At 61.7% G+C, this 25600-nt stretch carries 28 protein-coding genes and 2 pseudogenes; 16 read left to right on the top strand and 14 right to left on the bottom strand.

Translation table 11 applies throughout. The annotated features are described in order from the left end of the window. Positions 1–40 precede the first annotated feature (40 nt). Complete coding sequence (locus VSR34_RS10570; RefSeq protein WP_028211362.1) at positions 41–1441, top strand: PQQ-dependent sugar dehydrogenase; 1401 nt, start codon at positions 41–43, stop codon at positions 1439–1441. A gap of 388 nt (positions 1442–1829) precedes the next feature. On the opposite strand, the pseudogene VSR34_RS10565 reads toward VSR34_RS10570, so the two are convergent. Then, positions 1830–2330, bottom strand: a pseudogene (locus VSR34_RS10565) (CadC-family transcriptional regulator); the annotation flags it as partial. Between VSR34_RS10565 and VSR34_RS10560 the strand changes: the two are divergent. The 3 genes and pseudogenes from VSR34_RS10560 (at position 2229) to VSR34_RS10550 (ending at position 3666) form a co-directional block, all read left to right on the top strand. After that, a complete protein-coding gene (locus VSR34_RS10560) occupies positions 2229–2585 on the top strand; it encodes a cupin domain-containing protein (protein ID WP_036044345.1) in 357 nt (118 codons plus the stop codon). The pseudogene VSR34_RS10565 and the gene VSR34_RS10560 overlap by 102 nt on opposite strands. A 55-nt stretch (positions 2586–2640) precedes the next feature. Continuing rightward, positions 2641–2922: pseudogene (locus VSR34_RS10555) on the top strand (MBL fold metallo-hydrolase); the annotation flags it as partial. A 342-nt stretch (positions 2923–3264) separates the two neighbouring features. Next, positions 3265–3666, top strand: coding sequence for a DUF3597 domain-containing protein (locus VSR34_RS10550; protein WP_028211366.1), 402 nt, complete (start codon positions 3265–3267; stop codon positions 3664–3666). A 588-nt stretch (positions 3667–4254) separates the two neighbouring features. On the opposite strand, the gene VSR34_RS10545 is transcribed toward VSR34_RS10550, so the two are convergent. Continuing rightward, entirely contained in the window at positions 4255–5076 is an 822-nt protein-coding gene (locus tag VSR34_RS10545; RefSeq protein ID WP_342962508.1) for a helix-turn-helix transcriptional regulator, read from the bottom strand. Between the two features lie 100 nt (positions 5077–5176). Between VSR34_RS10545 and VSR34_RS10540 the strand changes: the two genes are divergently transcribed. Further along, complete coding sequence (locus VSR34_RS10540; RefSeq protein WP_028212965.1) at positions 5177–6070, top strand: SDR family oxidoreductase; 894 nt, start codon at positions 5177–5179, stop codon at positions 6068–6070. A gap of 71 nt (positions 6071–6141) precedes the next feature. Here VSR34_RS10540 and VSR34_RS10535 read toward each other — a convergent pair whose 3' ends face one another. Further along, a complete protein-coding gene (locus tag VSR34_RS10535) occupies positions 6142–6558 on the bottom strand; it encodes a plastocyanin/azurin family copper-binding protein (RefSeq protein ID WP_028212966.1) in 417 nt (138 codons plus the stop codon). Positions 6559–6682: 124 nt separating this feature from the next. Here VSR34_RS10535 and VSR34_RS10530 point away from each other — a divergent pair, with 124 nt between their 5' ends. After that, positions 6683–6976: a cupin domain-containing protein gene (locus tag VSR34_RS10530; protein WP_028212967.1), complete on the top strand. Its 294-nt coding sequence runs from the start codon at positions 6683–6685 to the stop codon at positions 6974–6976. Positions 6977–7299: 323 nt separating this feature from the next. Further along, on the top strand, positions 7300–7584 hold the full coding sequence (locus VSR34_RS10525; RefSeq protein WP_028212968.1) for a hypothetical protein: 285 nt from the start codon (positions 7300–7302) through the stop codon (positions 7582–7584). A gap of 161 nt (positions 7585–7745) precedes the next feature. On the opposite strand, the gene VSR34_RS10520 is transcribed toward VSR34_RS10525, so the two are convergent. From VSR34_RS10520 to VSR34_RS10510, 3 genes are all read right to left on the bottom strand, one after another. Then, positions 7746–8084: an RcnB family protein gene (locus VSR34_RS10520; protein WP_028212969.1), complete on the bottom strand. Its 339-nt coding sequence runs from the start codon at positions 8082–8084 to the stop codon at positions 7746–7748. 72 nt (positions 8085–8156) lie between these two features. After that, a complete protein-coding gene (locus tag VSR34_RS10515; protein ID WP_155836888.1) occupies positions 8157–8366 on the bottom strand; it encodes a hypothetical protein in 210 nt (69 codons plus the stop codon). Between the two features lie 255 nt (positions 8367–8621). Then, positions 8622–10163 (bottom strand): methyl-accepting chemotaxis protein, encoded by a 1542-nt coding sequence (locus tag VSR34_RS10510; RefSeq protein ID WP_342962460.1) that lies wholly within the window; start codon positions 10161–10163, stop codon positions 8622–8624. Positions 10164–10436: 273 nt separating this feature from the next. Between VSR34_RS10510 and VSR34_RS10505 the strand changes: the two genes are divergently transcribed. After that, entirely contained in the window at positions 10437–10892 is a 456-nt protein-coding gene (locus tag VSR34_RS10505; RefSeq protein ID WP_028230259.1) for an MEKHLA domain-containing protein, read from the top strand. A gap of 333 nt (positions 10893–11225) precedes the next feature. Here the strand turns inward: VSR34_RS10505 and VSR34_RS10500 are convergent, their stop codons facing one another. Then, positions 11226–11390 carry a zinc ribbon domain-containing protein gene (locus VSR34_RS10500; RefSeq protein ID WP_028212972.1) on the bottom strand — a complete coding sequence of 55 codons (165 nt, stop codon included), beginning with the start codon at positions 11388–11390 and terminating at the stop codon, positions 11226–11228. A gap of 263 nt (positions 11391–11653) precedes the next feature. Between VSR34_RS10500 and VSR34_RS10495 the strand changes: the two genes are divergently transcribed. Continuing rightward, positions 11654–11857 (top strand): hypothetical protein, encoded by a 204-nt coding sequence (locus VSR34_RS10495; RefSeq protein WP_028212973.1) that lies wholly within the window; start codon positions 11654–11656, stop codon positions 11855–11857. Between the two features lie 64 nt (positions 11858–11921). Here VSR34_RS10495 and VSR34_RS10490 read toward each other — a convergent pair whose 3' ends face one another. Genes VSR34_RS10490 through VSR34_RS10475 form a run of 4 tightly spaced genes read right to left on the bottom strand, consistent with a single transcriptional unit; the run spans position 11922 to position 14816 of the window. Further along, positions 11922–12641 (bottom strand): amino acid ABC transporter ATP-binding protein, encoded by a 720-nt coding sequence (locus VSR34_RS10490; protein ID WP_028212974.1) that lies wholly within the window; start codon positions 12639–12641, stop codon positions 11922–11924. Continuing rightward, positions 12628–13278, bottom strand: a complete 651-nt coding sequence (locus tag VSR34_RS10485; protein ID WP_028212975.1) for an amino acid ABC transporter permease — start codon at positions 13276–13278, stop codon at positions 12628–12630. Before VSR34_RS10485 ends, VSR34_RS10490 begins: the two co-directional genes overlap by 14 nt. After that, positions 13275–13952 (bottom strand): amino acid ABC transporter permease, encoded by a 678-nt coding sequence (locus VSR34_RS10480; RefSeq protein WP_028212976.1) that lies wholly within the window; start codon positions 13950–13952, stop codon positions 13275–13277. Before VSR34_RS10480 ends, VSR34_RS10485 begins: the two co-directional genes overlap by 4 nt. A gap of 57 nt (positions 13953–14009) precedes the next feature. After that, positions 14010–14816: a transporter substrate-binding domain-containing protein gene (locus VSR34_RS10475; protein ID WP_342962459.1), complete on the bottom strand. Its 807-nt coding sequence runs from the start codon at positions 14814–14816 to the stop codon at positions 14010–14012. A 417-nt stretch (positions 14817–15233) separates the two neighbouring features. Here VSR34_RS10475 and VSR34_RS10470 point away from each other — a divergent pair, with 417 nt between their 5' ends. Together VSR34_RS10470 and VSR34_RS10465 are read left to right on the top strand one after the other, a co-directional pair. Continuing rightward, entirely contained in the window at positions 15234–16961 is a 1728-nt protein-coding gene (locus VSR34_RS10470; protein ID WP_342962458.1) for a methyl-accepting chemotaxis protein, read from the top strand. Between the two features lie 203 nt (positions 16962–17164). After that, positions 17165–18232, top strand: coding sequence for a purine nucleoside permease (locus VSR34_RS10465; protein WP_028230262.1), 1068 nt, complete (start codon positions 17165–17167; stop codon positions 18230–18232). A gap of 59 nt (positions 18233–18291) precedes the next feature. On the opposite strand, the gene VSR34_RS10460 is transcribed toward VSR34_RS10465, so the two are convergent. Further along, positions 18292–19404: a BMP family ABC transporter substrate-binding protein gene (locus tag VSR34_RS10460; RefSeq protein WP_028230263.1), complete on the bottom strand. Its 1113-nt coding sequence runs from the start codon at positions 19402–19404 to the stop codon at positions 18292–18294. Positions 19405–19748: 344 nt separating this feature from the next. Here VSR34_RS10460 and VSR34_RS10455 point away from each other — a divergent pair, with 344 nt between their 5' ends. The 5 genes from VSR34_RS10455 (at position 19749) to VSR34_RS10435 (ending at position 24293) form a co-directional block, all read left to right on the top strand. Continuing rightward, the gene (locus VSR34_RS10455) at positions 19749–20381 is read left to right on the top strand and encodes a glycine zipper 2TM domain-containing protein (protein ID WP_028230264.1); all 633 of its coding nucleotides are present in this window, start codon (positions 19749–19751) and stop codon (positions 20379–20381) included. Positions 20382–20848: 467 nt separating this feature from the next. Then, a complete protein-coding gene (locus VSR34_RS10450) occupies positions 20849–21208 on the top strand; it encodes a septal ring lytic transglycosylase RlpA family protein (RefSeq protein ID WP_042288551.1) in 360 nt (119 codons plus the stop codon). 243 nt (positions 21209–21451) lie between these two features. Next, complete coding sequence (locus VSR34_RS10445) at positions 21452–22018, top strand: hypothetical protein (protein ID WP_036019651.1); 567 nt, start codon at positions 21452–21454, stop codon at positions 22016–22018. A 2-nt stretch (positions 22019–22020) separates the two neighbouring features. Then, positions 22021–22461, top strand: a complete 441-nt coding sequence (locus VSR34_RS10440) for a hypothetical protein (protein ID WP_028212984.1) — start codon at positions 22021–22023, stop codon at positions 22459–22461. Positions 22462–22760: 299 nt separating this feature from the next. Further along, positions 22761–24293: an NAD(P)/FAD-dependent oxidoreductase gene (locus tag VSR34_RS10435; RefSeq protein WP_342962457.1), complete on the top strand. Its 1533-nt coding sequence runs from the start codon at positions 22761–22763 to the stop codon at positions 24291–24293. 110 nt (positions 24294–24403) lie between these two features. Here the strand turns inward: VSR34_RS10435 and VSR34_RS10430 are convergent, their stop codons facing one another. Together VSR34_RS10430 and VSR34_RS10425 are read right to left on the bottom strand one after the other, a co-directional pair. After that, positions 24404–25036, bottom strand: a complete 633-nt coding sequence (locus VSR34_RS10430) for a LysE family transporter (RefSeq protein WP_342962456.1) — start codon at positions 25034–25036, stop codon at positions 24404–24406. Beyond that, a complete protein-coding gene (locus VSR34_RS10425) occupies positions 25033–25527 on the bottom strand; it encodes a hypothetical protein (protein WP_342962455.1) in 495 nt (164 codons plus the stop codon). The genes VSR34_RS10430 and VSR34_RS10425 overlap by 4 nt, the downstream gene beginning before the upstream one ends. Between the last annotated feature and the right edge of the window lie 73 nt (positions 25528–25600).

Below are 25600 nucleotides of genomic sequence, written 5' to 3'. Positions count from 1 at the left end.
ATGGTTTCGCGATGAGTCAATTCGTGGACAGGAGGATAAGATGCCGCACTGCATAGAAGGCTGGCTAAGCCAAAGCCGCGTGATCGCCGCGCTGGCAGCGTTACTCATGTTATCGGCGTTCACTGATGTGGCGCGCGCTCAGCCCGCTGCTGTACCCAATGTGGCTGCTGTCGGGCCGTCGGTTACATGCCAGCCCACGTCCACGACCAGGCCGCAGCCGAAGCTTCCCATTGGTTTTACCGAGCAGATCTTGTACGCAGGCTGTCTCACCCAGCCGACCGCGATAAGCTTCAACGGAAGCAAGACCAGGGTTTTCGTCGCCGAAAAAGGGGGCAAGGTCTGGAATTGCGATTTGGCGACACCTACCTGTACGTTGTTCGCCGACTTGGGGAGTGAAGTTTGCAATGATGCTGACCGGGGGCTCCTCGGACTTGCAGTCGATCCGCAGAATGATGGGAACGTCTACGTTCTTTACACGACGCGTCCTATGACAGGAGCGTGTAGTGGAAAAGTCCTTACCGGCGGCCAACTTTCGCTTTTAACAGGGTCGGGCGAAACGAAGATTCTCCCCCCCGCAGGCTCCACCAACCAGCCGTGGTGTTTCTACTATACGTCTCACAGCATCGGGGGCTTGGTCTTCGCAGCCGATAACAAAACGCTATATGTAAGTGCCGGCGATGGCGCAAGCTTCGAGCAGGTCGACTACGGCCAGTTGGATACCGCTTGCGGCGATGGTACAAGTGTGCCGCAGGGGGCGTTTCGCAGTCAGGGCACGTCGCCCTACTACGATGGCGTTATTCTCAAGGTAACGAACCCGGGCGCGACGACCCAAAGCGTTGCCGTTGTCACAAACGGCCTGCGCAATCCTTTCCGCTTCGCCCGGCTGCCCGGTTTGACGGATGAACTGTATATCGGCAATGTGGGTTGGAACCTCTGGGAATCCATCGATCACTTCACCGTCGCCGGCCAGAACTTTGGGTGGCCGTGTTTTGAAGGATGGGACCCCAACAACAACTTCGGTGCCGCTCTTCAACCCGCCTACCAGAGCACTGGCTATTGCGGAAGCGTCAGCCCTGCGAGTGTCACTAAACCGTTCTATGCGTACGCTCACACGAGTTACGTTACGGCCGAAGACAGCAAGGGAAGGACCTGCGGTGGCAAGCCGTCCGGCTTGGGGCCCGATCAAAACGGTAGTGTGATCTCCGCAATTGGATTCACTGACGGCACCAGCACAACCTACCCGCCTGCGTTCAACAAGGCCCTGTACTTTGGCGATCTTCTTCGGAAATGCATCTGGACAATGCAGCCGCCGAATAACACGCCACAGACGTTTGCCAGGGGCCTGCAGGGAGGACCGGTGGATTTGAAATCCGGTCCGGACGGGGACCTCTTCTACGTCGACCTCGTTACCAGTACCGTGAGGCGATTTACGCATAAGTAGCAGGCGGACAACTGAGTGGTGCGTGGCTGGCGCTAAACGATTCCTGTGCGTTGCGCGAGTTGTGCGTTTGTTCCGCGTATCCTGAAACAGACGGACGGCGGCTCCAGAGGTTGAAGCCGCCGTTTGAATGCCCGTCGGCTCAGCATCACGAAGGACCGGAAGTGGCCGGCTAGCGCCCGATGACTCGTGCCACGATTGATTCGTGCCACGATTGATTCGTGCGCGCGTGGCCTGCAAACGGCATCACGCGCCCCGAAAGGGACGCTCGCCTTCGCCGGAAACGGATCTGCAGCTGGGAGTAACATCGGTGTGCTCGCCAGCCCGCATCAATCCTTGCAGCGTGCAGGGCTGAATCCAGCCCTCACCAAGCCTTCCGCGAAAACGGCAGGTACGCCGAGGCGTATTCCGGGTCGCACGCAAACGCGCGCTGGAATAGCGGCAACGCTTCGTCAATCGCTTCGCGGGTGCCTCGATGAAGCCGCGCCATGCCGCGCAGGTAGCAGTCGTATGCATCGAGACTCTCGGTCGGTTTATACCGGGCGCGCGTGATCTCCGCCTGTTCGAGCTGCGGCGCAATCGCGCCGACCACACTGTGAGCGATCTGATCCTGGAACTCGAAAATATTGTCGAGCATGCCCTCGAAGCGGCCAGCCCAATGGGTCGCGCCGGTGCTCGCATCGACGAGTTGGCCGGTGATGCGAACGCGGCCCTGAGCCTGACGCCAACTGCCTTCGAGCACGTACCGCACGCCCAGCTCGCGCCCGATCTGCTTCACATCCACGTTTCGATGCTTGTACGTGAAGCTCGAATTACGTGCCACGACGAACAACCAGCGGTATCGACCAAGGCGCTGGACGACTATCCGGGCAAGGAAGCGCTGATGATCCGCGTGGAATATCCGCCCGGCGCGTCGGACCCCGTGCATCGGCACAATGCGCACGGTTTCATCTACGTGCTGGAAGGCAACATCGTGATGCAGGTCAGGGGCGGCAAACAAGTCGCCCTCGGTCCGGGACAGACGTTTTATGAGGGGCCGAACGACGTTCATACGGTTGGGCGCAATGCGAGCCAGACGAAGCCCGCGACGTTCATCGTAGTGCTGCTCAAGGACAAGGGCGCACCCGTTCTCGTGCCAGCGAAGTAGACCACGCCGTCGCCCGGCGCGCGGTTCACCCAATTTATTAATAGGACTACATAAGGTGAGTAAAGCAACCCGCAATGTGCAGCCGGTTACCGCCAACCTTGGCAAAGAAGGATCAGCCGTACTCGTGCCTGCCCGCTACGCCGTGCGCGTGGGTGACGTCGACGTCGTACTGATCAGCGATGGCATTCTGCCGCTTCCGACCTCAACCATGTCCACCAACGTGAGCGAAGCGGATCGCAACGAATGGTTCGACGGTCGCTTCCTGCAACGCGACATGTTCGACTGGGCGCTGAATATTGCGCTCGTGCGCAGCGGCGAACGCCTGATCCTGATCGACATAGCGAGCGAAAGGAAAGCGCCGAGGGGCTGACGAAGCGCTTCAATCAGGCCAGTATCTGACGCATGGTGGCTGAAAGCAGCGGCAATGCGGACGTTCGAATGTCTTGTCCAAGAGTGCGGGCCAATGTCTGGAACTGGCCCGGTTTGCGACATTAGGAAACAACCGACATATTCTCGTCGAACGTCGACTTCATGGCGAAGTCGACGGGTAACCCCGGCGTCGGGGCTTTTTTAAATATCGCCCCGTTGCGAGGACACAAAGGTCGCGTAGGATCTCGATAGTACCCGTACCGCGAGCGGAGTGTGCTTGCGTCAATAACCCACCTGCGGAGGATTCAAAATGAGCATCTTTGGTGACATCGTGAACAAGCTCTTTGGCAAGGCGAAGCCCGACCAGCCGCCGCCTGCGGCCGAGCCGACACCGGATCCCGCTGCAGCGCAGGCTGGCGCACCCGACGCCACACCCGCGCCCGCGCCGCTGACTGACGTTGACGTCGCTGCCGTCATGGACCAGCTCGTGAGCGAAAGCGGGCAAACGTTGAACTGGCGCACGTCGATCGTCGACACAATGAAGGCGCTCGGCGTTGACAGTAGCCTCGCGCATCGCAAGCAGCTCGCGCAGGAACTGAAATACGACGGCGACCTGGACGATTCGGCGAGCATGAACGTCTGGCTGCACAAACAGGTGATGCAAGCGCTGGCGGCAAACGGCGGGAAGTTGCCGCCGGATCTGGCGGGCTAACGGCTCGCGAGCGTCGCCTGTTTTGGGGCGATCGCGACGGCGAAGCGGCGCGCCACACTTGCAGTAACGCGGCTGCCTTCGGGTAGCCGCTTTTACGTCCGGCGGCAAACGACGCGCCCGATCTGCGCCCGGCTGTTCGGCGGATCTCCCACAAAAGCTCACCGATAAAGCCTGCGCGACATGCGCAACAAATTGATCATTTGTTGGTTCAGGGCACCTCGTCCGTCGCGACGGACAGTTCTTGTGACCGACGGCGTCACAAGCGCCACTCGGTTCGCGGAGGCGAATGGCTCTTGCTGAGCCGTTTTCGGACGACTCTGATACGTCGATCCGACCGCAAGAGGCGAAGTAGCCACAGCACTTTGCGATTGAGACGCATAGCGGGTCTTCATCCACACCGTCAACACAGACAGGGATGCGAACGTTGAGTGAAACAGCGAACAGGTATCGGATTCTCCACTTGCCGTGGAGCAGCCCTGCGTATGCGGCTGTTTCCGATCAGGAAAAATTGGTTGGGTGGCGCGAGCTGCGGGAGTATTTCGCCCACAGATGCTCCGGCGCGACGGGCGGATAGCGCCGCGACGGAAATCATGCGGCGAGTAACGCCTTGACCTTCTCCCTGTCTCCTGGCGTTGCCGGGTTAAAAACAACCATACCCAGATCGGGCCGGCCATCGACAGCGAAAGACGAATATTCGAAGGCCATCGGGCCGCCGAGCGGATGGCGGATGTGTTTGACGCCCTCGCCAAAACTGCTGACATCGTTGTCGCGCCACATCGCGGCGAATTCCGGACTTGCAGCACCCAGTTCGTCGACGAGCGTTGCCATGCGTCCGGAAGCGCCAGCGCGCGCCGCGTCGGCACGGAACACTGCCACCATCGCACGCGCGACGCTTTCCCAATCGAGTTGCGCCGCGCGCACGTCAGGATCGAGGAACATCATCCGCAGCGCATTGCGGCGCTCCGGCGGCAGCGTACCGTAGTCGGTCAGCACCTTTGCTGCGGCGCGGTTCCAGCCGAGCACGTCCCAGGTCGCACTGCGAACCAGCGCAGGACTCCACTCCAGCGAATCGAGCACGCGCTGCAGACGTGGCGTGACGCCGACGCTTTCCTGATAGCGGATTTCCGGCGGCCGGTTTTGCGCGAGCAGAAACAAGTGCTCGCGTTCAATGCTGCTCAACATCAGCGCCTGCGCGATGCGTTCGAGCACCTCGGTCGAGGGCGCACCACCACGCCCCTGTTCAAGCAAGGTGTACCACGCCGTGCTCACGTTGGCGCGCTGTGCAACCTCTTCGCGTCGCAGGCCGGGCGTGCGACGGCGCAGGGAGGGATAGCCGAGCGCCGCCGGATCGAGCCTCGTGCGACGGTCCTTCAGGTAGGTTCCAAGCGAGTTGCTGTTCGTTGCCGGCATACAAATCCTGTTAGTTTCGATACCCGTATAACGTCTGCGCTTTTTCGCAAAGGGTCGCCTGTCTAAATTATCAGCCTGTGTCCCAATTCGGAGAAATTCAATGTTCGTATTCGTTACCGGCTCAACGGGCTTCATCGGTTCCCGCGTCGTGGATGAGTTGCTAGCCGCAGGCCACGAAGTGCTTGGCCTCACCCGTTCCGACGCCGGCGCCGCCGCGCTTGCGGCAAAGGGTGCGCGAGCGCATCGTGGCACGCTCGAAGAGCCGGAGACACTGTGCTCCGGTGCAGCGCAATGCGATGCGGTAGTTCATCTGGCCTTCGACCACGACTTCTCGAATTTCGTGGCCAATTGCGAAAAGGACAAGTCTGCAATCATGGCGATTGGAGAAGCGCTGGCCGGCACCGCGCGTCCGTTGCTCATCACTTCGGGCGTAGGCATGGGTATTCCAGCGCAGGGACAACCCGGCGTTGAGAACGTATTCAATCCCGATCATCCCAATCCGCGCGTTGCCTCAGAACTGGCCGGGGCCGCAGTGGCATCGGCCGGTGTGGATGTGCGCGTGGTGAGACTACCGCAAGTGCACGACACGACCCGCTTCGGGCTGGTCTCGCCGGCAATCGAAATTGCCCGCGAAAAAGGGATCTCGGCTTACGTTGGCGAAGGCCGTAACCGCTATTCCGCTGTGCACGTGAGCGATGCCGCACGGCTGTATCGGCTCGCGCTAGAAAAGGGAACGGCGGGCGAGCGTTACCACCCAGTCGCCGAAGATGGGGTGCCGATGAAGGAAATCGCCGAAACAATAGGTCGTGTGCTTAACATTCCGACGGTGCCCTTGACGGCCGAACAAGCTCAGGCTCATTTCGGATGGATGGCGATGTTCGTCGGCTTCGACCTTCCGGCTTCCAGTCAGCTGACGCGCGAGCGCCTCGATTGGCGTCCGACCGGCCCTGGTCTGCTTGACGATCTGGGTAAGTTTCAGTCGACGCGTGGATAGAGCACTTCTGCTTCGCTCAACACGCGCGGACGACATACTTCCCCGGCGATCTTCGGAGCTTGCCTCCAGGCTCACGGCGTCACGACAAGCGTGGTATGCATTCCCGCCGCATAGTGTCCCGGCTTGTTGCAGATCAGCGCGTAGTGGCCGGGCACAAGCTTGAACGACACGCGCTTGCTCTTGCCAGGCGCGATATCTTCAACTTCGCCGATTTTGTGCAGCCTGCGTTCCAGCACCGCTCCTTTGCTGACGGGGAGTGCATCGTCCGAGAGATCGGTTTTCAGGACAACGAGTTCGTGTTCCATGTTGTTGTCCGCAGCATTCCTGACTTCGAGTGTGACGCGCCCGGCTTTCACGTTGTGTGTCCCGAGCTGGATCGAGTTCGATAGCAATGTGGCGTTGACGGTTTGCTCCGCCCAGCCCGCATTCGAAGTCGTCACGAGTGCAATCGCACTGGCGAGAAGAGTGAATCGGCAATTGGCATGCATGGCCATCTCCTGTTCGTCGCTATCGCGCCTGCCTCGTGCAATTCTCTGAGTGCGCAAATGGCCCTGCCAGGGGGATGGCATGAAGGTTTTCTGCGACGCGCGATACGTGCAATAAACGAGCAGGGTGAAGGGCATATTCCAGCAACCCGTCCCGCACACGCACGACTGGAACGAGGCCTACTTCATTACCGTTGGCGAAGTGCACTTCAGCGTGGGGCAGCAAAGCTTCACCGCGTCCGCCGGCGACTTCGTCTACGCGCCCGGCAGTGTGCCGCACGGCTTTTGGGGTGCCTCCGAACAGCCTGCGCGAGTGCTCATCTTCGATGCGCCAGCGCACACCGGCATCTTCTTTAAGCGTGTCAGCCGCGAGGTGAAGGATCTGCCGCGCGACCTGCCCAAGGTAATGGGCATCGCCTAGGCCACCGGCATCCGTTTCATGAAGCCAATCTAAAGCATGCCGTTCGCCCCTCGACGCCCCCATGCCGCGGATGGGTGACTGAGCCAGACAAGGCAGCCAGCGGTGGCCGGTGACAACTGGCGACGTACAGTCGTTACGCAACATTCGAACGAGTTGTCACCGGCGACGCATTACCCGCCGCTCCTGCCCGTATCGACGGGGCGATTTAGCCGGAATTTTTAGTACGGATCATCTGGAAGCACTGTCAAGTCAAAAACCCCTTGCGGCAGCGCAAAGTACTGTATAAATTAACAGTATGTGTTTACGTCCAGTGGGAGCGCGACATGAATTCGCTGATTCGCATTGTGAATGACGAGGACCGTCAGGCGTTTGAATGGTTGGTCGCAAACGTCGGCGCAGAGCGCGTCGCCGTAGCGGCGCAACGGCTGGGTGGTGGCGGAAAGCGGCCGTTCGTCTCGGCGCTATGCCGCTACCTCGGTGCGTGGCCGCCGGCTGCGCGTCGAGCGCGACTGGGCAAGGCCGCCGATACGTCTGTTGGCGATCTGCACCTCGCGCGCATACGTGAACTGCTGGCTCAACGCGAGGGTATGAAAGTGCGCGCGCATTGATCTGCACTGCTACGCGTTACATGGAGGCAAGCCGCCAGCCGAGTCGAAATGTGAAAGATTTCCCCCGCGACAGCGAAGCCTGAATGGCCGAAGCACCGGCAACATCCAGGCAAAGCGGTTTAGCGCCACGGCGCAACGCTGTCTGTCGCAGCAAGGGGCGGTCAGTGCGCACGGGCCGGAACGATGTCGACGATCACGCCGGTCGCGCTGGCCACAAGCGCGTAGTCGCCGGCCACGCCAACCCACTGATGGCCGCGCGGAGGTACCTTAAGGCCATGCTGACGCCAGTTGTCGACCCTGAAGATGTGATCACGGTACTGCGCGGGCAACCGGTCGCCACGCTGCCAGTCGCGATGCGGAATCGCACCGACCGGTCGGTTCGCCCGCTCAATGGAGGGGTTCGGCTGGTGGGCAGGGTGGGGCGGCTGCGCTGCGAATGCCGTCGCGGACGTTGCGAGCAGGGAAACAATGACGAGTAATGCAGAGGCTTTCGATTTCATGGTAGTTGCTCCATTGTGGTTCAGGAGAAAGAGGTTCGGTCTTCAGTGCGCGGACTTCGGTCGCCGGACCGTTCACGGGGCGGCTTTGTCGGCAGCGTGTTGACCTGATTGACCGGCGCGTTCGCCGTGGGTCACGGCGGGAGCCGCCGTCCGTTTCTTTGGGACCGGATTACCATGCGCGTTGGCTGGCGTTGGCACGCGTGCCATGGCCATGACCGGCGCGATCACGAGGAGACCGGCGATAGCGAAGGCGGCGCTGAGTCGGTTGAAGTACGAGTTCATGTTTTCCCCTTGGCAATAAAGAAAGGATAACTAACTTGTCTTCGGATTCAGCTACGGGTTGAAGGTGGCTGCGGAAGGTGTTTTCCTGAATCCGAAACTTACGACTAGTTTACATTTCGTAAGATTCGGTATCAAGTAATCACTGCATGAATTCGTGCGGCGTAACGTCCCATCGATGGCATCGGGCAAAGGGCGCGAACGTACCGTGCAGCACGCTATCGCGCCAACCGTCCAGAAAGGGACTCGGAGAAGCGTTCAGACCAGGGCTGCGTCTCGTAGCCGGAATGCGGCCACTGCCTCGCGAAGCGAGCGCGCCTGCATGGCCAGCGCATGCGCCGCTGCCGTGGCTTCCTCCACGAGCGCTGCGTTCTTCTGCGTGACGTCGTCCATTTGCGTCACTGCCACGTTCACCTGTTCGATGCCCGTCGACTGCTCGTTCGAGGCCGATGAAATGTCATTGACGGTACCGGAAACCCGATGAACCGCATCGACGATCTCGTCGATGATGCGGCGAGCGTCGGCCACCTGCGACGACCCGGTTTCGACGCGCTGCTTCGATTGTTCGATGAGCGTCTTGATCTCGCGCGCCGCACTCGCACTGCGTTGCGCGAGCGTGCGGACCTCGCCCGCGACGACGGCAAAACCGCGGCCTTGTTCCCCCGCGCGCGCCGCTTCGACGGCAGCGTTGAGCGCAAGAATATTGGTTTGAAACGCGATGCCATCGATCAATCCGATGATCTCGCCAACCTTGTTCGAGCTTTCCGCGATGGTCTGCATCGTGCCGACAACGTCGCGCATGACCGTGCCGCCGCGCGCAGCGGTCTGCGCCGCCGTGCCCGCAAGTGAACTCGCATGCTGGGCGTTCTCCGCGTTCGTGCGGACGATCGACGTGAGTTCCTCCATGCTCGCGGCCGTTTCCTCGAGCGACGCAGCCTGCTCTTCCGTGCGCGAGGAGAGGTTCTGATTGCCGGCGGCGATCTGCGCGCTCGCCGCCGCCACGCCTTCTGCGTTGGCTCGCACGTCACTCACTACGTGCGCGAGGCTCGCCTGCATCTTCGACAGCGCGGTGAGCAGTTCGGCCGTTTCGTCGTCGCCGTGCGCATGGAGGTCCGTGGACAGATCGCCGTTGGCCACTTCGCGCGCGAAACCCACCGCCCGGCCCAGCGGGCGTGTGACCGTGCGGCTGAACAGCACGCCACCCGTCAGCGCGAGCAGGAACGCGACCACCATGAGCACGCCGCTCACGATCGTCGCGCGCTCTGCCTGCACGCCGGCCTCTGCGGCCACTTGGGCGTTGGTGGCGGCGATCTCGCGGGCTGCGCGGTCGAGCAGTTGGGCCGGCGCGCGGTCGACACCGGCGACCTGGTTGTCGCCGGCAACGGGATCGGCGCCTGCCGCCTTGAACGCCTCGAAGCCCTTGCGATAACCCAGCCCCATCGCCGTGTGTGCGGCCGCGAACTGCTGGACGAGCGCGCGCGCATCTCCCTCCGGCAGCTTCTTTTCGAGCGCGGCGGCAAGATCGTCCACCGTGCGTTCGCGCTTTTGAAACGCGCTCCAGTAACGATCGAGCTTTTGCGGATCCTTGCCGCGCAGGAGCGTGTCTTTCCATTCCTGCACCTGCAGCTTGAATTCGACGAGCGTCGCCGAGACCATCCGCTCGTTTGCAGCGGCGTCCTGCACGGTGACGCGGTAAGTCTCGATTGCGTTATTGAGCGTGTGGATGCCATAGAACGCTCCCGCTGACATCAGGGTGAGGGACGCGGCGAAGGCGAGGGGAATCTTGCGGCTGAGCTTCATAGAAAGGATCGAATGCTACATACGATGGCGCTGGGCGCGCCGACCTCCTTATTACGGCGCGAGTCCGCGCTTCTTGAGTCCGGGCGCTCACGGCGCCTTTCCTCATACGGATTCCCGCATGCCGATTCGCTGCGCACGCACGTCGCGACTGGGCACTTGCGGTTGGCAGCGCGCTCTTTTCCGGTTCCACGAGCTCGAACCGCGGTGCGCCCAGCGGCTTGTGGTTGGTAAAATCGCAGGCCGCGCAAAACCTCGTTTCCAGGACCCCACTCGATGTCACCCAGCATGGATACCGAACTCTTTCGCCACATCGCGAACAGTTATCGCCGATTGCTTGGCGAAGCGCTCGTGCCCGAAGGCATGAGCGATGCACAAGGCGCGGCGTGGCTTTATGAAAGCGCGCCGTTCGGGCTGCTCGCGCACGGCACGCAAGCCGATCCCGTGTTCATGTATGGAAACTGCCGCGCGCAAGCGATCTTCGGCTACACCTGGGAAGAGCTAACGGCGCTGCCTTCGCGCCTTTCCGCGCAGGCGCCTGAGCGCGGCGAGCGGCAGGCGTTTCTCGATGCCGTGACACGTGAAGGCTTCGTGAAAGACTATCGCGGCATTCGCATCACGAAGACGGGGCAGCGCTTCTGGATCGAACGCGCGACCGTATGGCAGTTGATCGACGATGCCGGCGTGCTACGCGGGCAGGCCGCGATGATTCCGCACATTGCCGCTTGCTGAGGTGGCGCGCCGCCGGGCGGACGTGGATCGCCTGAAGCGGACTGCAACTCTCGAATTGCACTTCAACTGCGCCTGATGCATCGGCTTCGTTGGGAGGGCCAGGCTGGATGCGCCCGGCAAGCCGCGCAACGTACGCATGCGCTTTTCACGCGTTATCTGAAGGAATCCTGATTAAATTACCGCAGCGGCGCCGCCGGACGACGAGCACGCAAGCGAAAGCGCTTGACCGCATTGTGGCTTGTACGAGTCGATTTCCGACGACCCCGAAGTTGACCGTCCACGACCCGGTTCGCACCGAGGCCGAATCTTGTTCTCTTTCGTCCAGATCGATTTTCAGGATTTTCTGGACGTTTTCGCGACAAATGGCGTGGGTGTGTGCTGAACCTTGTCGCTTCCGCACTTCGGGCAAGTCGGATGAGCGGTTTGATGTTCGGCAAGATGCTCCGCATGTTCGAACGTCTCGCCGCACTTCTCGCACCTGTACTGGTAGGTCGGCATGGTATTCCTCTAACGAGAAGCCCGCACGTCACGCTGGCAGGAGAGATTGTCCGCGACGCTGGCAATAACTCATTCTAGTGCAGGAAACGGGTGCGAACGCGTGTCGTGCCGCATTCATCACCAGGCGGCACAGGCAGCCTGGTTCGCCCCTCTCATTGCCTAAAATGAAATGTCGCGCGGGGCGCGACACGACCGGGGCCGTACCCCACGCGGTCCGGTGCGGCACGGTCGACGCTTGCCGTCTTTTCCATCGAGGAGGTCAAATGAACACCAAGGACAAAGGCAACGTGCGCGCATTCGTGCAGACGGCCGAACAGATCGGCGGTTGGGTATGGGTCATCACGCTCGTCGACTTCGATGCGCGCGAAGTGCGGCGCTCGCTCGTAGCCGAAGAACCCTTCTCCACGGAGCGCGCCGCGAAAGACGCGGGCTACGCTCGTCTCGAAGCCCTTGCACACGATCATTAGCTGCGTCGGGAGAGTCACCGTGCCCAGTCCATGAGGAGCATGCAATTGCAATGCCGATTCCGGGTCACTGGACAAAGCGTCGTAATTCCAACGTAGAAGGGCGGCCGAAAATTTCCTCGGGTGGTCCGCTTTCCCATACGCGGCCTTCGTGCATGAACACCACGTTGTCGCTGACCGCGCGCGCGAAGCGCATTTCGTGGGTGACCATGATGAGCGTCATGTCCTCGCGCGCGAGACTTTCCACGACGCCCAGCACCTCGCCGACCAGTTCGGGGTCGAGGGCGGACGTGATTTCGTCGCAGAGCAGCACGCTCGGCTTCATGGCGAGCGCGCGCGCAATGGCGACGCGCTGCTGCTGTCCGCCCGAGAGTTGATCGGGATACGCATCGAATTTGCCGGCGAGGCCCACCCGTTCCAGCATCTGCTGCGCGATGGCGCGCGCCTCCTTGCGCGACGTCTTCTTGACGACCGTTTGCGCCAGCATCACGTTCTCACCGGCTGTGAGATGCGGAAACAGGTTGTATTGCTGAAAGACCATGCCGACCTTGAGTCGCAGGGCGCGCAGGTCCGCGTGCCGTGCATCGACGTGTGCGCCGTCGATTTCGATCGAGCCCGCGTCGATGCTTTCGAGCCCGTTCAGCGCCCTTAGCAACGTGCTTTTGCCGGACCCGCTGCGCCCGATGATGCTGACGACCTGGCCGCGTTCGACTGTGAGGTCGATTCCTTTCAGTACAGGGTGCGCGCCGAACTGCTTTTCGACGCCTTCGGTCTTAACGAGCGGCATGCCATTTCCTTTGCAGCGCCCGCGCGTACCGCGTAAGCGGATAGCACAAGGCGAAATAGATTAGCGCGACGAGTCCATAGACCAGAAACGGGCGAAACGTCGCGTTCGAAATTTGTGTGCCGGCCTTGGTGAGTTCGGCGAAGCCGATGATCGACACGAGCGCGGTGTCCTTGATGGCCTGAACGCCGAAACCCACGGTGGGAGCAATGGCGATGCGCGCGGCTTGCGGCAGGATCACGTGGCGCAATTGTTCGAAATAGTTCATGGCGAGACTGGCCGACGCTTCCCATTGTCCCTTTGGCACCGCCTCCACACAGCCGCGCCAGATCTCGGCGAGATAGGCGCTGGTAAAGAACGTGAGGCCCAGCGTGGCCGCCATCCACGGCGAGACGTCGATGCCCAGCAGCGGCAGTCCGAAGTACACGATAAAAAGCTGCAGCAGCAACGGTGTGCCCTGAAACACTTCGATGTAAAGGCGCACGAGCGAGCGCAGCACACGTGATTGCGATACGCGCATCACGAGCAGCAGCAAACCGACCACGCCGCCGGTGATGAATGAAACGAGTGACAGCAGGACGGTCCAGCGCGCGGCCAGGAGCAGACCCTCGACGATCTGCGCGAACGAGAATTCGATCATCGCGCGCCCCGCACGTTGCGCATGAACAGGCGTCGTCCGGCCACAGTGAGTGCGGCGCGCAACAGGAGCGCCATCGCGAGATAAACGCCGGCGATGAGGAAATACGTTTCGAACGCGCGGAAATTGCGCGACTGCACGTAACTTGCCGCATAGGTGAGATCCGCGACCGAAATCTGCGAGACCACGGCCGAGCCGAGCATCGTGATGACGATCTGGCTTGCGAGCGCGGGAAATACCTTCGCGAACGCTTGCGGAAGCAGTACGTGCACAAAGGTCTCGCGGCGCGACATCGCGAGTGCCGCGGCGGCCTCGCGATGTCCGCGCGGCACCGCATCGATGCCCGCGCGCAGAATCTCGATGGAATAGGCGCCGAGGTTCAGCGTCATGGCGAGCACGGCCGCCGTGTATTCGCCGATGTGCACGCCAAGTGCCGGCAGCCCGAAAAACACGAAAAAAAGTTGAACGAGAAACGGCGTGTTGCGAATGGCCTCCACGTAGGCATGCACTGCCGTGCGCGCCGCCGCGCGGCGGCTCTGGTGGATCGCGGCGCCCGCAATGCCGAGGCCGATGCCGAGCAGCGTCGAGGCCGCCGTGAGCGCAAGCGTGACAGCCGCGCCGCTCGCGAACATGCCGGCGTAAGCGGCGAGGTCGCCGAACTGAAGCTGATAGGTCATAAAGGAATCCGTGTTGCGCAGAGGTGAAAGCGCCTGCCGCGCGCGGCGGCAAGGGCGTCAAAGATTGGCGGGCAATGGCTGACCAAACCATTTCTTCGACATCGCCTGGAGCGAGCCGTCCTTCTTCGCCTGTTCAATGGCGGTGTTGACCCTGGCGAGCAGCTGCGGCTCGTTTTTGTTAAGGCCTACGAAGCAAGGCGAATCCTTGATGACGAACTTCATCTGCGGTTCGCGCGGCGGATGCTTCGCGAGGATGGCCGCGGCGACGATATTGCCCGCCGCGATCAACTGCACCTGGCCGGAGAGAAAGGCCTGGATGGTGGCGTTGTTGTCGTCGAAGCGGCGGATGGTGGCGTTGGGCGCCATGTTCGTGAGCGCGATTTCCTCGAGCGCGCCGCGCGTGGCGCCGACGGTCTTGCCGCCGAGATCCGCCGGTCCGGCGACCTTGACGTCGGCCGGTCCGAAGACGCCCTGGAAGTAGGGGGCATAGGCCTGCGAAAAATCGATGACCTTTTCGCGGTCCGGTGTCTTGCCGAGCGAGGAGATCACGAGGTCGACCTTGTCGGTCTGCAGGTAGGGAATCCGGTTCGCGCTGTTCACTGGCACGAGTTGCAGTTTGACCTTCATCGATTTCGCGAGCAGCGCCGCCATGTCGATGTCATAGCCCTGCGGCTGCATGTCGGGGCCCATGGCGCCGAACGGCGGATAGTCCTCGGGCACGGCCACACGCAGCGTACCGCGCTTGGCGATGGCATCGAGTGCATCGGCGTTGGCGGCTTGCGTTGCGAACAAGGTGAGCGCGGGCGCGGCCAGCAGCGCAGCGAGCCAACGACGACGTCGAACTGAATTGAACTGGTTTTCCATCCTGGGATTTCCGAAGAGTGATTCGCGCGCGAACGGGTGTCGACTGCGAGCGTGCCGTGCTCGAAGCAAGGACCGCGCCAGTGCCGGTGCGCCAAGCCTGTGAGGCTGAAGCCTGGAAAAGCACCGCGCAAGTTTTCGCTCGTTGTGGGACGGAATTCACCAGATCGGTGCGCGGTATCGATGCGTCACGCCATCGACGGGCGAAGTACTGCCCTTGCCTCGTGCCGGCGCGACTTCGCGCGATGCAACGCGGCTAAATCCAGTGGCTCCTTACCCAAGATTCAGGAAAACCTGACCCCGCTGCGTTTCAGTCGTGGCGGCGACATACCGTAAACCCGCTCACGCGCACCGACTACGCGAAAATCCACCTCTGCGTCCCGCATGACCGCGAGCCACGCAGACCATCAGGAAAGCAGCATGCACACGTTCACACAAAGCATCCGGTTCAAGATCGTTCTCGCATTCGGTTTATGTCTGGCGCTCATCGTCGCGATCGGTGCCTTTGGGCAGTTCGGTCTCTCGCGGTTGAATTCGAATGTCAACGCATCCTATGAAGGGAACCTGCTTCCGATACTCGATCTGACCGACCTGCAAGCGAGGCAGTTCGAAATCCGCCTGCTGGTTCGCCGCGCCCAGTCTCTTCACGACGCGGCCCAGACGAAAGTCAACATCGAAAAGATTCACGCAGCTCAGGCGCGCCTCGACAAGACCTGGAGCGACTACTATCCGGGTCGCGTTTCCAGCGGCAAGGAGCGTGAAATCGCAGAGCGCATCAAGACCTTGTTGCCGCAATTCAAAGCAGGCGTGGACGAGCAGGTGGCGCAACTCGAATCCGGCAACTATGACGCCGTCTCCGCGCTCGTTGACAAGTATGGCGAAACGACCAATGCGACCAGCCAATCGCTCGCCGACGACATCGCCGAAAATCGTCGCCAGGCGAAGCAGTCTGTCGACGACAGCGAAGCCACCTTCGGCACGATTCAATGGGTTTCCATTGCATTGATCGGCATGGGCATGGCGGGCGCCATGGCGGCCATGTTCTATTTGTCCCGTGCAATCACGGGACCGCTCGGCGAAGCGGTGGGTGTCGCAAACCAGATCGCCGCCGGCCAGCTCGAAAACCGGATCACGGTGCGCACGCGAGACGAATTCGGCCAATTGCTCGAAGCGCTGAACAAAATGGACGTGCAGTTGAGCCATACGGTGCGGGGCATCAAGTCGAGCGCCGAGTCGGTCACCGTGGCGGCGAGGCAAATCGCTGCCGGCAACACTGACCTGTCGGCCCGCACCGAAGAACAGGCGGCATCGCTCGAACAAACCGCATCGAGCATGACCGAGCTGACCGAAACCGTGAAGCAGAACGCCGATAACGCCCGCGAGGCCAATATGCTGGCAACCCGGGCCACCGATATGGCCGATGCGGGCAACGAGGCCGTGCAAGGGATGGTCGGCACGATCGAGCAAATCAGCGGCAGTTCGACGAAGATTTCGGAGATCACCGGTGTGATCGAGGGCATTGCGTTCCAGACCAACATCCTCGCGCTCAATGCCGCTGTGGAGGCGGCGCGTGCGGGTGAGCAGGGTCGGGGCTTCGCGGTGGTCGCCAGTGAAGTTCGCAGCCTGGCACAGCGTTCCGCGGCGGCGGCAAAGGAAATCAAGGAACTGATCGGTTCGTCGGTGGCGATGATCAGGCACGGTGCGCAACAGGCGGGCGACGTTGGCGCGACGATGGGCGAGGTCAAGCACGCTATCAAGCAGGTATCGGACATCGTGGGAGAAATCGCGGTCGCCTCCGCGGAGCAGAGCCGCGGCATCGAGCAGGTCAATCAGGCCGTCATGCAAATGGACGACGTGACCCAGCAAAACGCCGCGCTCGTCGAGGAGGCTGCGGCGGCCGCCCATTCACTCGAAGAGCAGGCGACGAATCTGACCACTGCCGTCGCCGTGTTCAGGCTCTCCGATTCCGGCACTGCGACCTCGCGCGCGGCGATGCCCAGCGGCCGCAAGCGCGCGCCCGCGGCGAGCCCGGCAGCACGGGTGACGACCCGCGTGCCAAAGCCAGTTGCGAAGCCGGCCATCGGTGCTGCCGCTCCTGTCCCCGCAACGGCGGCAAGGTCGTCCAACGAAGAGTGGGAGATGTTCTGATCGTCGATGCGAAGAAGGTCCGCATCGAATTGCTTCTGCTTGCCGCCACACATTTTTTTTGCTGCCTATACTCACTGTTGCCTGAACGGTTCACGCCCAGGTCCCACGCTGCACGCCGAAAAAAAACCGCGACATCAGTCGACAAAACGGCACGCGATTCACGTTGCGCAACCGCAGTTCTTACCTGAAAGGTGGGGCCCCTTATGCTAAATCGTGCTTTTGCTGCAGTGATTTCATCGTTGTTAGTGGCCGGCGCGGCCGTTGTCCCGGCCATCGCGCATGCCGACGACGGTTTTGCGCAGGATGATGGCGGCCCGCATGGGCGTCCGGTCAAGGTGATGATCATTTCGATGTTCGGCCCGGAAGGGCAAGTATGGCTCGATAATCTCGGACCATGGCAGGACATCACCGTCGCGGGCCTGTCCCCTGACTACCCGGCCGTGCACTGCAATCGCCACGACGTCTGCGTGATGACGACGGGCATGGGGCACGCGAACGCCGCCGCGTCGATCATGGCGCTCACGTTCTCACCGCGTTTCGATTTGCGTCGCACGTACTTCATGGTGGCGGGCATCGCCGGTATCGATCCGCTTCAGGGGACGGTCGGTTCCGCTGCCTGGGCGAACTGGCTCGTCGACTTCGGCATTCAGTGGGAGATCGACGGACGCGAAATCCCGTCGGTCTGGAAAACCGGCTATCTCGGCATCAACACGACAGACCCGACGCAGAAGCCGCCGCTCGACTATCGCACTGAAGTATTCCAGCTCAACCCGGCGCTCTCGAAGGCGGCATTCGCGCTGTCGCGCAGCGTGACGCTGACCGATAACGCACAGGCGCAGGCTGCCCGGGCCAAATACAACTACGCGCCCGCGAACCGCCCGCCCACGGTGATCCAGTGCGATACGCTGGCGGGCGATACCTGGTGGTCGGGCACAGAGCTCGGCGAGCGAGCGCGACAGTGGACGAAGATCCTGACCGACGGCAAGGGCACGTATTGCACGACGCAGCAGGAAGACAACGCGACCTTCGAGGCGCTCACGCGCGCGGCGACCGCACATCGGGTCGATCTGAAGCGCGTCGCGGTGCTGCGTGCCGGCTCGGACTTCGACCGGCCGTATGCGGAGCAATCGAGCGCAGATAATTTGCTCAACTACGCATCGCAGGGCGGCTTCACGATCGCGATCGCCAATCTGTTCCTCGCGGGCAATCCGCTCGTCCAGGACATCATCACCCATTGGGGCGAGTGGCGCGAGGGCGTGCCGCAGCGCTAGCGCGTTATCGGCGCGGTGAAGCGTACCGCGCCGGTTCGCGTTGCCTAATGTCCGCCGGGTTACTTCGGCAACGTGCCCTCCACGCCCTGCACGAACCAGTTCAGTCGCAGCAATTCGGCATCGGGCAGCGACGTGCCGGCCGCCACCTTGATCGCGCCGCTCTGGTCCTTGATCGGCCCCGCGAACGGATCGAATTTGCCGGCGATGATGTCGTCGCGCTTTTGCACCAACGCCTTTTGCGCGGTTGGCGATACGGCCGCCGTGTTGATGTCGGCGAGGTCAATTGCTTTTTCCTTGAGCCCCCACCACGTCGGCGCGTTGGTCCACTTGCCCGATTGCACCTGCTCGACCAGGTGCGAGTAGTAGACGCCCCAATAGCTCACGCATGCGCCCAGTTGCGCGTTCGGGCCGAACTTCTTCATGTCCGAGTCCCAGCCGAACGCGTGCACTTTCTTCTGCTCGGCGGTCTGCATCGTGGCCGTCGAATCGGTGTTCTGGATCAGCACGTCGGCGCCCTGGCCGATCAGCGTTTCGGCGGCCTGTTTCTCCTTGCCCGGGTCGAACCAGCTATTGATCCAGACGACCTTCACTTTCGCATTCGGATTGACCGAACGCGCACCCATTGTGAAGGCATTGATGTTGCGCACCACTTCCGGCACCGGCACCGAGGCGACGAAGCCGAGCGTATTCGTCTTCGTCGTATATCCGCCGACTAGCCCGGCCAGATACGCGCTCTGGTACGTGCGCACGTCATAGGTCGCAAAGTTCGCGGCCTTCTTGTATCCGGTTGCGTGCTCGAAAACGACATCGGGATAATCTTTTGCGGTCTTCAGTTCGAAATCCTGAAACCCGAAACTCGAGCCCACGATGATCTTGTTGCCCTTGTTCGCGAGATCGCGAAACACGCGCTCCGAGTCGGCGGATTCGGGTACGTTCTCGACGCGCGTGACCTTGATTTTGTCGCCGAACTTCGCTTCGATCGCTTTCACGCCCTGTTCGTGCGCGTAGGTCCAGCCAGCGTCGCCGGGGTTGCCGAGGTAGACGAACGCGACGCCCATCGGCACCGCTGCTAGGGCCGTGGGGCTCAGCGCGACACAGGTGCCAAGCGCCGCCAAAAGCGTGACCGCAGGGCGCAGTGAGCGGATCGCCGCGCGCGCGAATGTTGTTCTCATTGAATCTCCGAAGACGGGAAGGTAAGGATGCGACGCCATTGGGCAGACGGCCGGCTGCGTCGCGCCAGCGAAGATGGTCGTGAGTCAATATTGAAGCCGAAAATATGATCCGTTATGTGATGTATAACGGATTCGATATAGATTCCTTCGGGGGAGCGGGGCGCGCGCCAAAAGATCGTCGCGATCCGGAGAGGCCGGCGCTCGCCGTTAACCCCGCAACGGACTTTACATGTTGTTACCGTCGCGCAGCGGACGAGCGGGCGAGCATTCCGTATACTGCCGCGCAACTGCCTTCCTCTCGTTTAATTCGCCGTGCCCGGCGCAACGGCAAAGCCAACTCCACCGTGATGCCCATCCTTTCTACCCGGTCCGCCCTCATCGCCGCGCTTGTCGCTGCGGCCAGTCTTTCGTTGTCCGCATGCGTTGCTACGGGATACGCGCCGTACGGCGCGCAGCAAGGCTACCAGAGCCAGTATGCTGCGCCCGCGCCCAGCCAGCCCGTGTACGCACAACCGGGCACCGTTGGGCAACCCGTCTACGAGGCGCCCCCCGCGCCGCAGCCGCCGCGTGACACGCAAAACATCGGCCAGTACGGTTCGCAATACAACTCGCAACACGGCAATCAATATGGCACGCAGTACGGCACGCAGTACGGCACGATCGCGGGCATCCACGCCCTGAGTAGCGCCACGGGTGCTTCGGGGATTGCCGGCACCGTGGTCGGCGCGCTGGTTGGCGGCGTCCTCGGTAATCAGGTTGGAGGGGGACACGGTCGCGATGCAGCGACCGTCATCGGTGCGCTCGGCGGAGCCTACGCAGGCAACCAGATTGGCCAGCAGATGGGTCAGCCCACGGGATTCCAGATCGACGTGCGCATGAGCGACGGCTCGACGCGAGCGTTCAACGTGCCGACGCCGGGCGACCTGCGCCCGGGCGATCGTGTACAGGTCAACGGCAGCCAGCTTGCGCGCTATTGATTGCGGACGCGGTCGTCTCGCCTCACGAATCGCATTTTCATGTGTATCTCGACGGACTCATGGGGGACAGGAGATTCGATCGAATGGCGTCTCACGAACATCATGAGGATGACTAAGGGAAGGTGGTTCGCCTGCTTTTGCGAAAACGTGTTGCAACGGTCCGCGAGATTTCAGTGGCGTCAGCGCTGCCTTTTGGCCGCTGATAAATAGTTATTTCACGTACTTGCGGCGTGCCCGTGCCCATCGCACGGGCGATTGCGCGAAGCCTGGAAGAATCGCCTGGATCGAGTATCCGGGCACGCGAAATGCGCCGCCTCTTTCGGAAGTTAATCCTCTCTCACCGACTGGCATGTGAATCCATGGCGCTATCATTCCGCCACATGGGCGTCCTGGGAATCTGCGCATTATTCACCGCTTGCGGACAGATTGCGCCGAGGCATGCTGCGTGTCAGGCTGATTCCTGTCATATGCGGCGCGAGATCGTGCAGTCGGGCGAGGCGTCATGGTATGCGGAGAAGTTCGAGGGCCGACTGACCGCAAGCGGAGAACGCTTCGACGCCGGGGCACTCACTGCTGCCCATCGAACGTTACCGCTCGGCAGCCATGTGCGCGTCAGGTCGTTGGCAACCGGAAAATCGGTTGTCGTGCGCATCAACGATCGCGGCCCCTACGTCAAAAAACGCATTATCGATCTCTCCTATGCCGCGGCGAAGGCCTTGGGTTTGACAGACGCACGGTCGATGCAAGTGCAGATCGAACGCGTGGAAAGCAATGAGAACACGCACGCGGACCCGGACGACGCCGGAGTCTTGACAACAGGAAGGTGACAGTTGTCTCCGGGCCCGAGCCTGCAAGACGCGCCCAATCTTATCTATGCGCTTAGCGCGCATTCCTGGTTGCGTTTCCGCTGAAAACCGGTGCGGCGAACTGTGCGCCGGTCGGGCGACAGCCCCGCATTGCCTGGTATTTGATCTCCCCAGTCTTGACTCAGGTCAAACGTGATAGAGCGTCTGAGCGCAGCATTTCGAACAAGAAAAGACGCAGAAACGCGGTCAGACTGGAGACCCATCATGGAAATTTCATTTCGCGACCTGATGACCGTCCTGCACGGCATGGGCTTCGGGGCGCTTTTCATGCTCGCGTTTTCCGGCGCGATTGCCGAGCTTTACCGCATGACTGCGCCGGGTGGCCCGTCGGTGCCGTCGCCGAGGGAGCACAGGCTGCTGATGGTGTACCTGGTCGCAATGGTGGTGCTCGCCTGGGCGGCTGTCTTCTCGGGCGCATACATTGTTTACCCGTGGTATCGGGCGGTGCCGCCGGCAGGCCTGGCCGACCTGTCGAGCTACCCAAAGAGCCTTCTGATGTCGAGTCGCGACACGTCCGGCTGGCACAGCCTCGGAATGGAATGGAAGGAGCATGTGGCGTGGCTCGCCCCGATCTCCATCACGATGGTGGCGTATGTATTCGGGAAATACGGTCCCGCTCTCGCCAGGCTGCGGCAGATCCGCCACGCTGTCCTTGCATTTACGGTCGTTGCTTTCATCGCGACAGGCGTAGCGGGGGCGTTCGGCGCCTTCCTGAACAAATACGCGCCCGTGCGCGGCGGCACCGCGATCCACCTCATGACGGGAGAGTGAAGATGAACGCCCCTGAGACCCGCAACAGCTCGCCCTCGACCGCAGACACGGGACTGGTTCGCGAATCGCTCGCTCCTGAAAAGACGGCCGGGGCAAAACACGCGGAACAGTCCGGTAGCGCGGAGACGATTGCCAATGGACCGGCGGCCGCCGCGATTCTTGCGGCGGGCATTGGATGCTTTGCCGTCGGCCTGTTCGCGCTCGCCGGCGATGCATTTCCGGCGGCTGCCAGGTTCTTCACGTTCTACAAGCCGACGGGCGCGCTTTCAGGCGTCACGACGAGCGCCATCGTCGTGTGGCTGCTATCGTGGTTCGCGCTCTCGCGTCAGTGGGGCACGAAATCGGTGGCGCTCGGATGGGTCATTCTGGTCTCGTCGGTCCTGCTGGCGTTAAGCTTGATGCTTACCTTCCCGCCATTCATGGATCTGCTGCAAGGCAAGTAGCGTCTCTCGGCACGCCGGCGAAATCAGGAGGACAAGCGTGATAGGCGATCCTGCCGTGTGCCCGCTGCACGGGCCAACGACCATCGTCGGTACGAACGCATACGGGTTTCCGGTGTACGCGTGTTGCTGCGACGACATCCCTTATTCCACGCCCCCGGACGCCTGTACGCGGGAGCCGGCGCCGCCTGGTGACGAACCGGCGCAGCCGCGTCGGCAACCTTCGAAAGACGAGGAACGACGCTAACGATCAGCCTGTTCCTGGTACCTGATTCAGCGGCCTGCATGCCGGAGTCACAGACATGAATCCCATCGCCCCCAAAGTGATCATCGTTGGCGCCGGTATCGCCGGCCTGTGCGCCGCGGTCTATGCGCGCAAGTGCGGGTATGCCGTCACCGTGCTCGAACAGCACGAACGTCCCGGCGGACTCGCCACCAGCTGGCGGCGCGGCGCCTATACCTTCGAGGCTTGTCTGCACTGGCTGCTGGGCTCGAATCCGCGCGACCCCATGCACGCGTTATGGCGCGAAGTGTTCGACATCGACCGCCTGCAATTCGTCTATCCGGAAGAATGGATGCGCGTAGAAGGCGAACACGGCGCGCGACTCTCTATCTACCCTGATCTCGAAAGGCTCGAAGCGGAGCTGTTACGGCACGCGCCGCAGGACGATGCGCAGATCCGGCAGTTCGTGCATGCCGTGCGCAGCCTGAGTCAATGTCCGCTGCCATCGTTGAGCAGTGCCTGGCGAGAGCGCATCAGGACAGGGCTGCAATTGCTTCCCCACATGCCGCTTCTGCAAAACCTCTCGCATATCACCTCCGAAGCTTATGGCAAGCGTTTCAACGACCCGTTGCTGCGAGGCTTCTTTGGCGAAGGAGAAAATGCGCAGCTCGCAGTGCTCGCGCTCGTCTTCGCGCTCGCGTGGGTCAGCAACCGCAACGCGGGCTATCCGATTGGCGGCTCGCAGGCGGTGATCGGCGCGATTGCGCAGAACCTGCAGCACCTTGGCGGCGTGTTGCGCACAGGCGCGAGCGTCGAGCGCGTTCTCGTGGAAAACGACAGGACAGTGGGCGTGCAACTCGGCGACGGCGAGCGCATCGAAGCCGATTGGGTCGTCTCGGCCGCCGACGGACACACGACCATTTACGATCTGCTCGACGGGCGGTATGTCGGCGAGCGCATGGCGCACGTCTATCGCACGTACAAGCCTTTCCCCTCGTTCCTGCAGGTGAGCCTTGGCGTGGCGCGCGTTTTTTCGCAGCAGTGCGGATACATGACCCGTCTGCTCGAAAAGCCGTTCACGGTCGATCCGCAAACGGCGCTGAATCAGATTGCCTTCCGGTTGTTCAACTACGATCCGACGTTCGCGCCTCCTGGCAAAACCGCCGTAACGTGCACGCTGCCGACGCGCAATGTGGAGTACTGGTCGCATTTGAGCGAACGCGATCCGCAGGAATACGAAGCGGAAAAGCAACGCGTGGCGAACGGCGTGATCGGGATATTCAACGCGTGCATACCCGGCGTGGGCGATGCGATAGAAGTGGTCGATGTTGCGACGCCCGCCACCGTGGTTCGCTGCACACGCAATTGGCACGGCAGCATGGAAGGGTGGTTGCTCACGCCTCAGACGGGCTTAAGGCCGTTGCCGCTCACGCTGCCGGGCTTGCAGCGATTCCTGATGGTCGGCCAGTGGGTCATGCCCGGCGGAGGTTTGCCGTCGGGCCTGATTACCGCGCGGCGCGCGGTGCGCCGCATGTGCCGGCAGGATGGCATTGCCTTCGCGCCGGACAGTCACCAGAAGTCGCCGAACGCGGCCGATGGCTTTCCGGCCTGATGTGCCCGACGCGCCTTCCGGCTGCGCAGCGCCGCGAGGGCGGTAACGGTGCCCAGGGCTTCATCCAGTACGACACCGAATATGGCTTGGCCAATACCTTTGCCTTGACTCTAAAACGACCGTATCGCATCCCGCAGCAACCCTGCTGTGAGGTATGCCATCAATAGCGCGATAGCGGCGTCGAGCCAGCGCCAGACCTTCGGATATTTGAAGACGCCTGTGAGTTTCCGGGCACCCGTGGCGAGGATCATGAACCAGATACATGATGCCGACATCGTGCCGATGAAAAAGGATGGGCGCGCTGCGACTGGCGTTGCCGCTCCTGTCGAGCCAATGAGGACGATGGTATCCAACCATGCGTAGGGGTTGGCAAAACTGAGCATGAGCGTGGTATTCAACAGGCTTCGGTGGATATTGGGAGCGCCGTCAACTCCGTTGGGCGTGGACGTGTTTCTGATGCAGGCCAGCATGCGCTGTCCGCCAAACCAGACCAGGTATGCGGCCCCGGCGAGCAGCATCGCTGATACGACCCGAGGGTGGCTGTCGAGCAGAACCCCGACGCCGGCCGCGCCGATTGCGATGAGTACGGCATCGGCGATAACGCAGATGGCGACTACACCCCATAGAGAGCCGCCACTGGCCCCTTGGCGTAGGACCAGGGCATCTTTTGGGCCAGGGGCGGAAAACAGTACTATCCCCAACAAGAACCCGTCGAAGAACTGCGGCGTAACGGGAGTGATCATTGCACGCCCGGTAGTGCCGGATATGTTCGAGGAGCGATGGGCCGGTTGCCGAATCGGGTGTGGTGAACATTCATCGACCTGGACAGGTCGACACGCTTTTTCCTGCAAAATCCGATGAGCTCTTCTGCTCCATCTGGGTTCGCGAAGTAAATGAGCGAGCTGCGCTGGCGGGGCCGACCGGGATTCAGGACTGCGTGGTAGGTCGCAGGAATCGCGCAATCGGACAGTTGAGTGAGTAGTGAGCCGGATAGAACGGCGAGTTCGTTTTCAAGCAACCGCACAGGCTTCGTGTCGGCATGAGCATATTCCGATCCGAATGGGAGAAATCCGTCGGTCTCGTCATCGAAGCGATAACTCCGCTTCGTTTCTTCGGGTATCGCTGGGAAGCCGTCGATCAGCGATGCGTAACTCTCCATCATCGCCATGGTCATCGGGATGATTCCAGATCCCGTTCGGGCAATTGCTTCAGCGCAGCTTTGAATATCGGACATCACTGTCTCCAGTTCACGTTGGTTTGCATTGCGGCCAACCGTGCTCTCAGTAATTTTGTTGCTCACCCATCTA

The sequence above is a fragment of the Paraburkholderia sp. JHI2823 genome, assembly GCF_038900695.1.
GTDB classification, from domain to species: domain Bacteria; phylum Pseudomonadota; class Gammaproteobacteria; order Burkholderiales; family Burkholderiaceae; genus Paraburkholderia; species Paraburkholderia mimosarum.
This window is presented reverse-complemented; position numbering and strand designations above follow the sequence as displayed.

Excerpts from the sequence above, each read along its gene's own strand:
- VSR34_RS10570 (WP_028211362.1), top strand. The coding sequence starts at position 41 with ATGCCGCACTGCATAGAAGGCTGGCTAAGCCAAAGCCGCGTGATCGCC.
- VSR34_RS10560 (WP_036044345.1), top strand. The coding sequence starts at position 2,229 with ATGCTTGTACGTGAAGCTCGAATTACGTGCCACGACGAACAACCAGCG.
- VSR34_RS10550 (WP_028211366.1), top strand. The coding sequence starts at position 3,265 with ATGAGCATCTTTGGTGACATCGTGAACAAGCTCTTTGGCAAGGCGAAG.
- VSR34_RS10545 (WP_342962508.1), bottom strand. The coding sequence starts at position 5,076 with ATGCCGGCAACGAACAGCAACTCGCTTGGAACCTACCTGAAGGACCGT.
- VSR34_RS10540 (WP_028212965.1), top strand. The coding sequence starts at position 5,177 with ATGTTCGTATTCGTTACCGGCTCAACGGGCTTCATCGGTTCCCGCGTC.
- VSR34_RS10535 (WP_028212966.1), bottom strand. The coding sequence starts at position 6,558 with ATGCATGCCAATTGCCGATTCACTCTTCTCGCCAGTGCGATTGCACTC.
- VSR34_RS10525 (WP_028212968.1), top strand. The coding sequence starts at position 7,300 with ATGAATTCGCTGATTCGCATTGTGAATGACGAGGACCGTCAGGCGTTT.
- VSR34_RS10520 (WP_028212969.1), bottom strand. The coding sequence starts at position 8,084 with ATGAAATCGAAAGCCTCTGCATTACTCGTCATTGTTTCCCTGCTCGCA.
- VSR34_RS10515 (WP_155836888.1), bottom strand. The coding sequence starts at position 8,366 with ATGAACTCGTACTTCAACCGACTCAGCGCCGCCTTCGCTATCGCCGGT.
- VSR34_RS10510 (WP_342962460.1), bottom strand. The coding sequence starts at position 10,163 with ATGAAGCTCAGCCGCAAGATTCCCCTCGCCTTCGCCGCGTCCCTCACC.
- VSR34_RS10505 (WP_028230259.1), top strand. The coding sequence starts at position 10,437 with ATGTCACCCAGCATGGATACCGAACTCTTTCGCCACATCGCGAACAGT.
- VSR34_RS10500 (WP_028212972.1), bottom strand. The coding sequence starts at position 11,390 with ATGCCGACCTACCAGTACAGGTGCGAGAAGTGCGGCGAGACGTTCGAA.
- VSR34_RS10495 (WP_028212973.1), top strand. The coding sequence starts at position 11,654 with ATGAACACCAAGGACAAAGGCAACGTGCGCGCATTCGTGCAGACGGCC.
- VSR34_RS10490 (WP_028212974.1), bottom strand. The coding sequence starts at position 12,641 with ATGCCGCTCGTTAAGACCGAAGGCGTCGAAAAGCAGTTCGGCGCGCAC.
- VSR34_RS10485 (WP_028212975.1), bottom strand. The coding sequence starts at position 13,278 with ATGATCGAATTCTCGTTCGCGCAGATCGTCGAGGGTCTGCTCCTGGCC.
- VSR34_RS10480 (WP_028212976.1), bottom strand. The coding sequence starts at position 13,952 with ATGACCTATCAGCTTCAGTTCGGCGACCTCGCCGCTTACGCCGGCATG.
- VSR34_RS10475 (WP_342962459.1), bottom strand. The coding sequence starts at position 14,816 with ATGGAAAACCAGTTCAATTCAGTTCGACGTCGTCGTTGGCTCGCTGCG.
- VSR34_RS10470 (WP_342962458.1), top strand. The coding sequence starts at position 15,234 with ATGCACACGTTCACACAAAGCATCCGGTTCAAGATCGTTCTCGCATTC.
- VSR34_RS10465 (WP_028230262.1), top strand. The coding sequence starts at position 17,165 with ATGCTAAATCGTGCTTTTGCTGCAGTGATTTCATCGTTGTTAGTGGCC.
- VSR34_RS10460 (WP_028230263.1), bottom strand. The coding sequence starts at position 19,404 with ATGAGAACAACATTCGCGCGCGCGGCGATCCGCTCACTGCGCCCTGCG.
- VSR34_RS10450 (WP_042288551.1), top strand. The coding sequence starts at position 20,849 with ATGCGGCGCGAGATCGTGCAGTCGGGCGAGGCGTCATGGTATGCGGAG.
- VSR34_RS10445 (WP_036019651.1), top strand. The coding sequence starts at position 21,452 with ATGGAAATTTCATTTCGCGACCTGATGACCGTCCTGCACGGCATGGGC.
- VSR34_RS10440 (WP_028212984.1), top strand. The coding sequence starts at position 22,021 with ATGAACGCCCCTGAGACCCGCAACAGCTCGCCCTCGACCGCAGACACG.
- VSR34_RS10435 (WP_342962457.1), top strand. The coding sequence starts at position 22,761 with ATGAATCCCATCGCCCCCAAAGTGATCATCGTTGGCGCCGGTATCGCC.
- VSR34_RS10430 (WP_342962456.1), bottom strand. The coding sequence starts at position 25,036 with ATGATCACTCCCGTTACGCCGCAGTTCTTCGACGGGTTCTTGTTGGGG.
- VSR34_RS10425 (WP_342962455.1), bottom strand. The coding sequence starts at position 25,527 with ATGTCCGATATTCAAAGCTGCGCTGAAGCAATTGCCCGAACGGGATCT.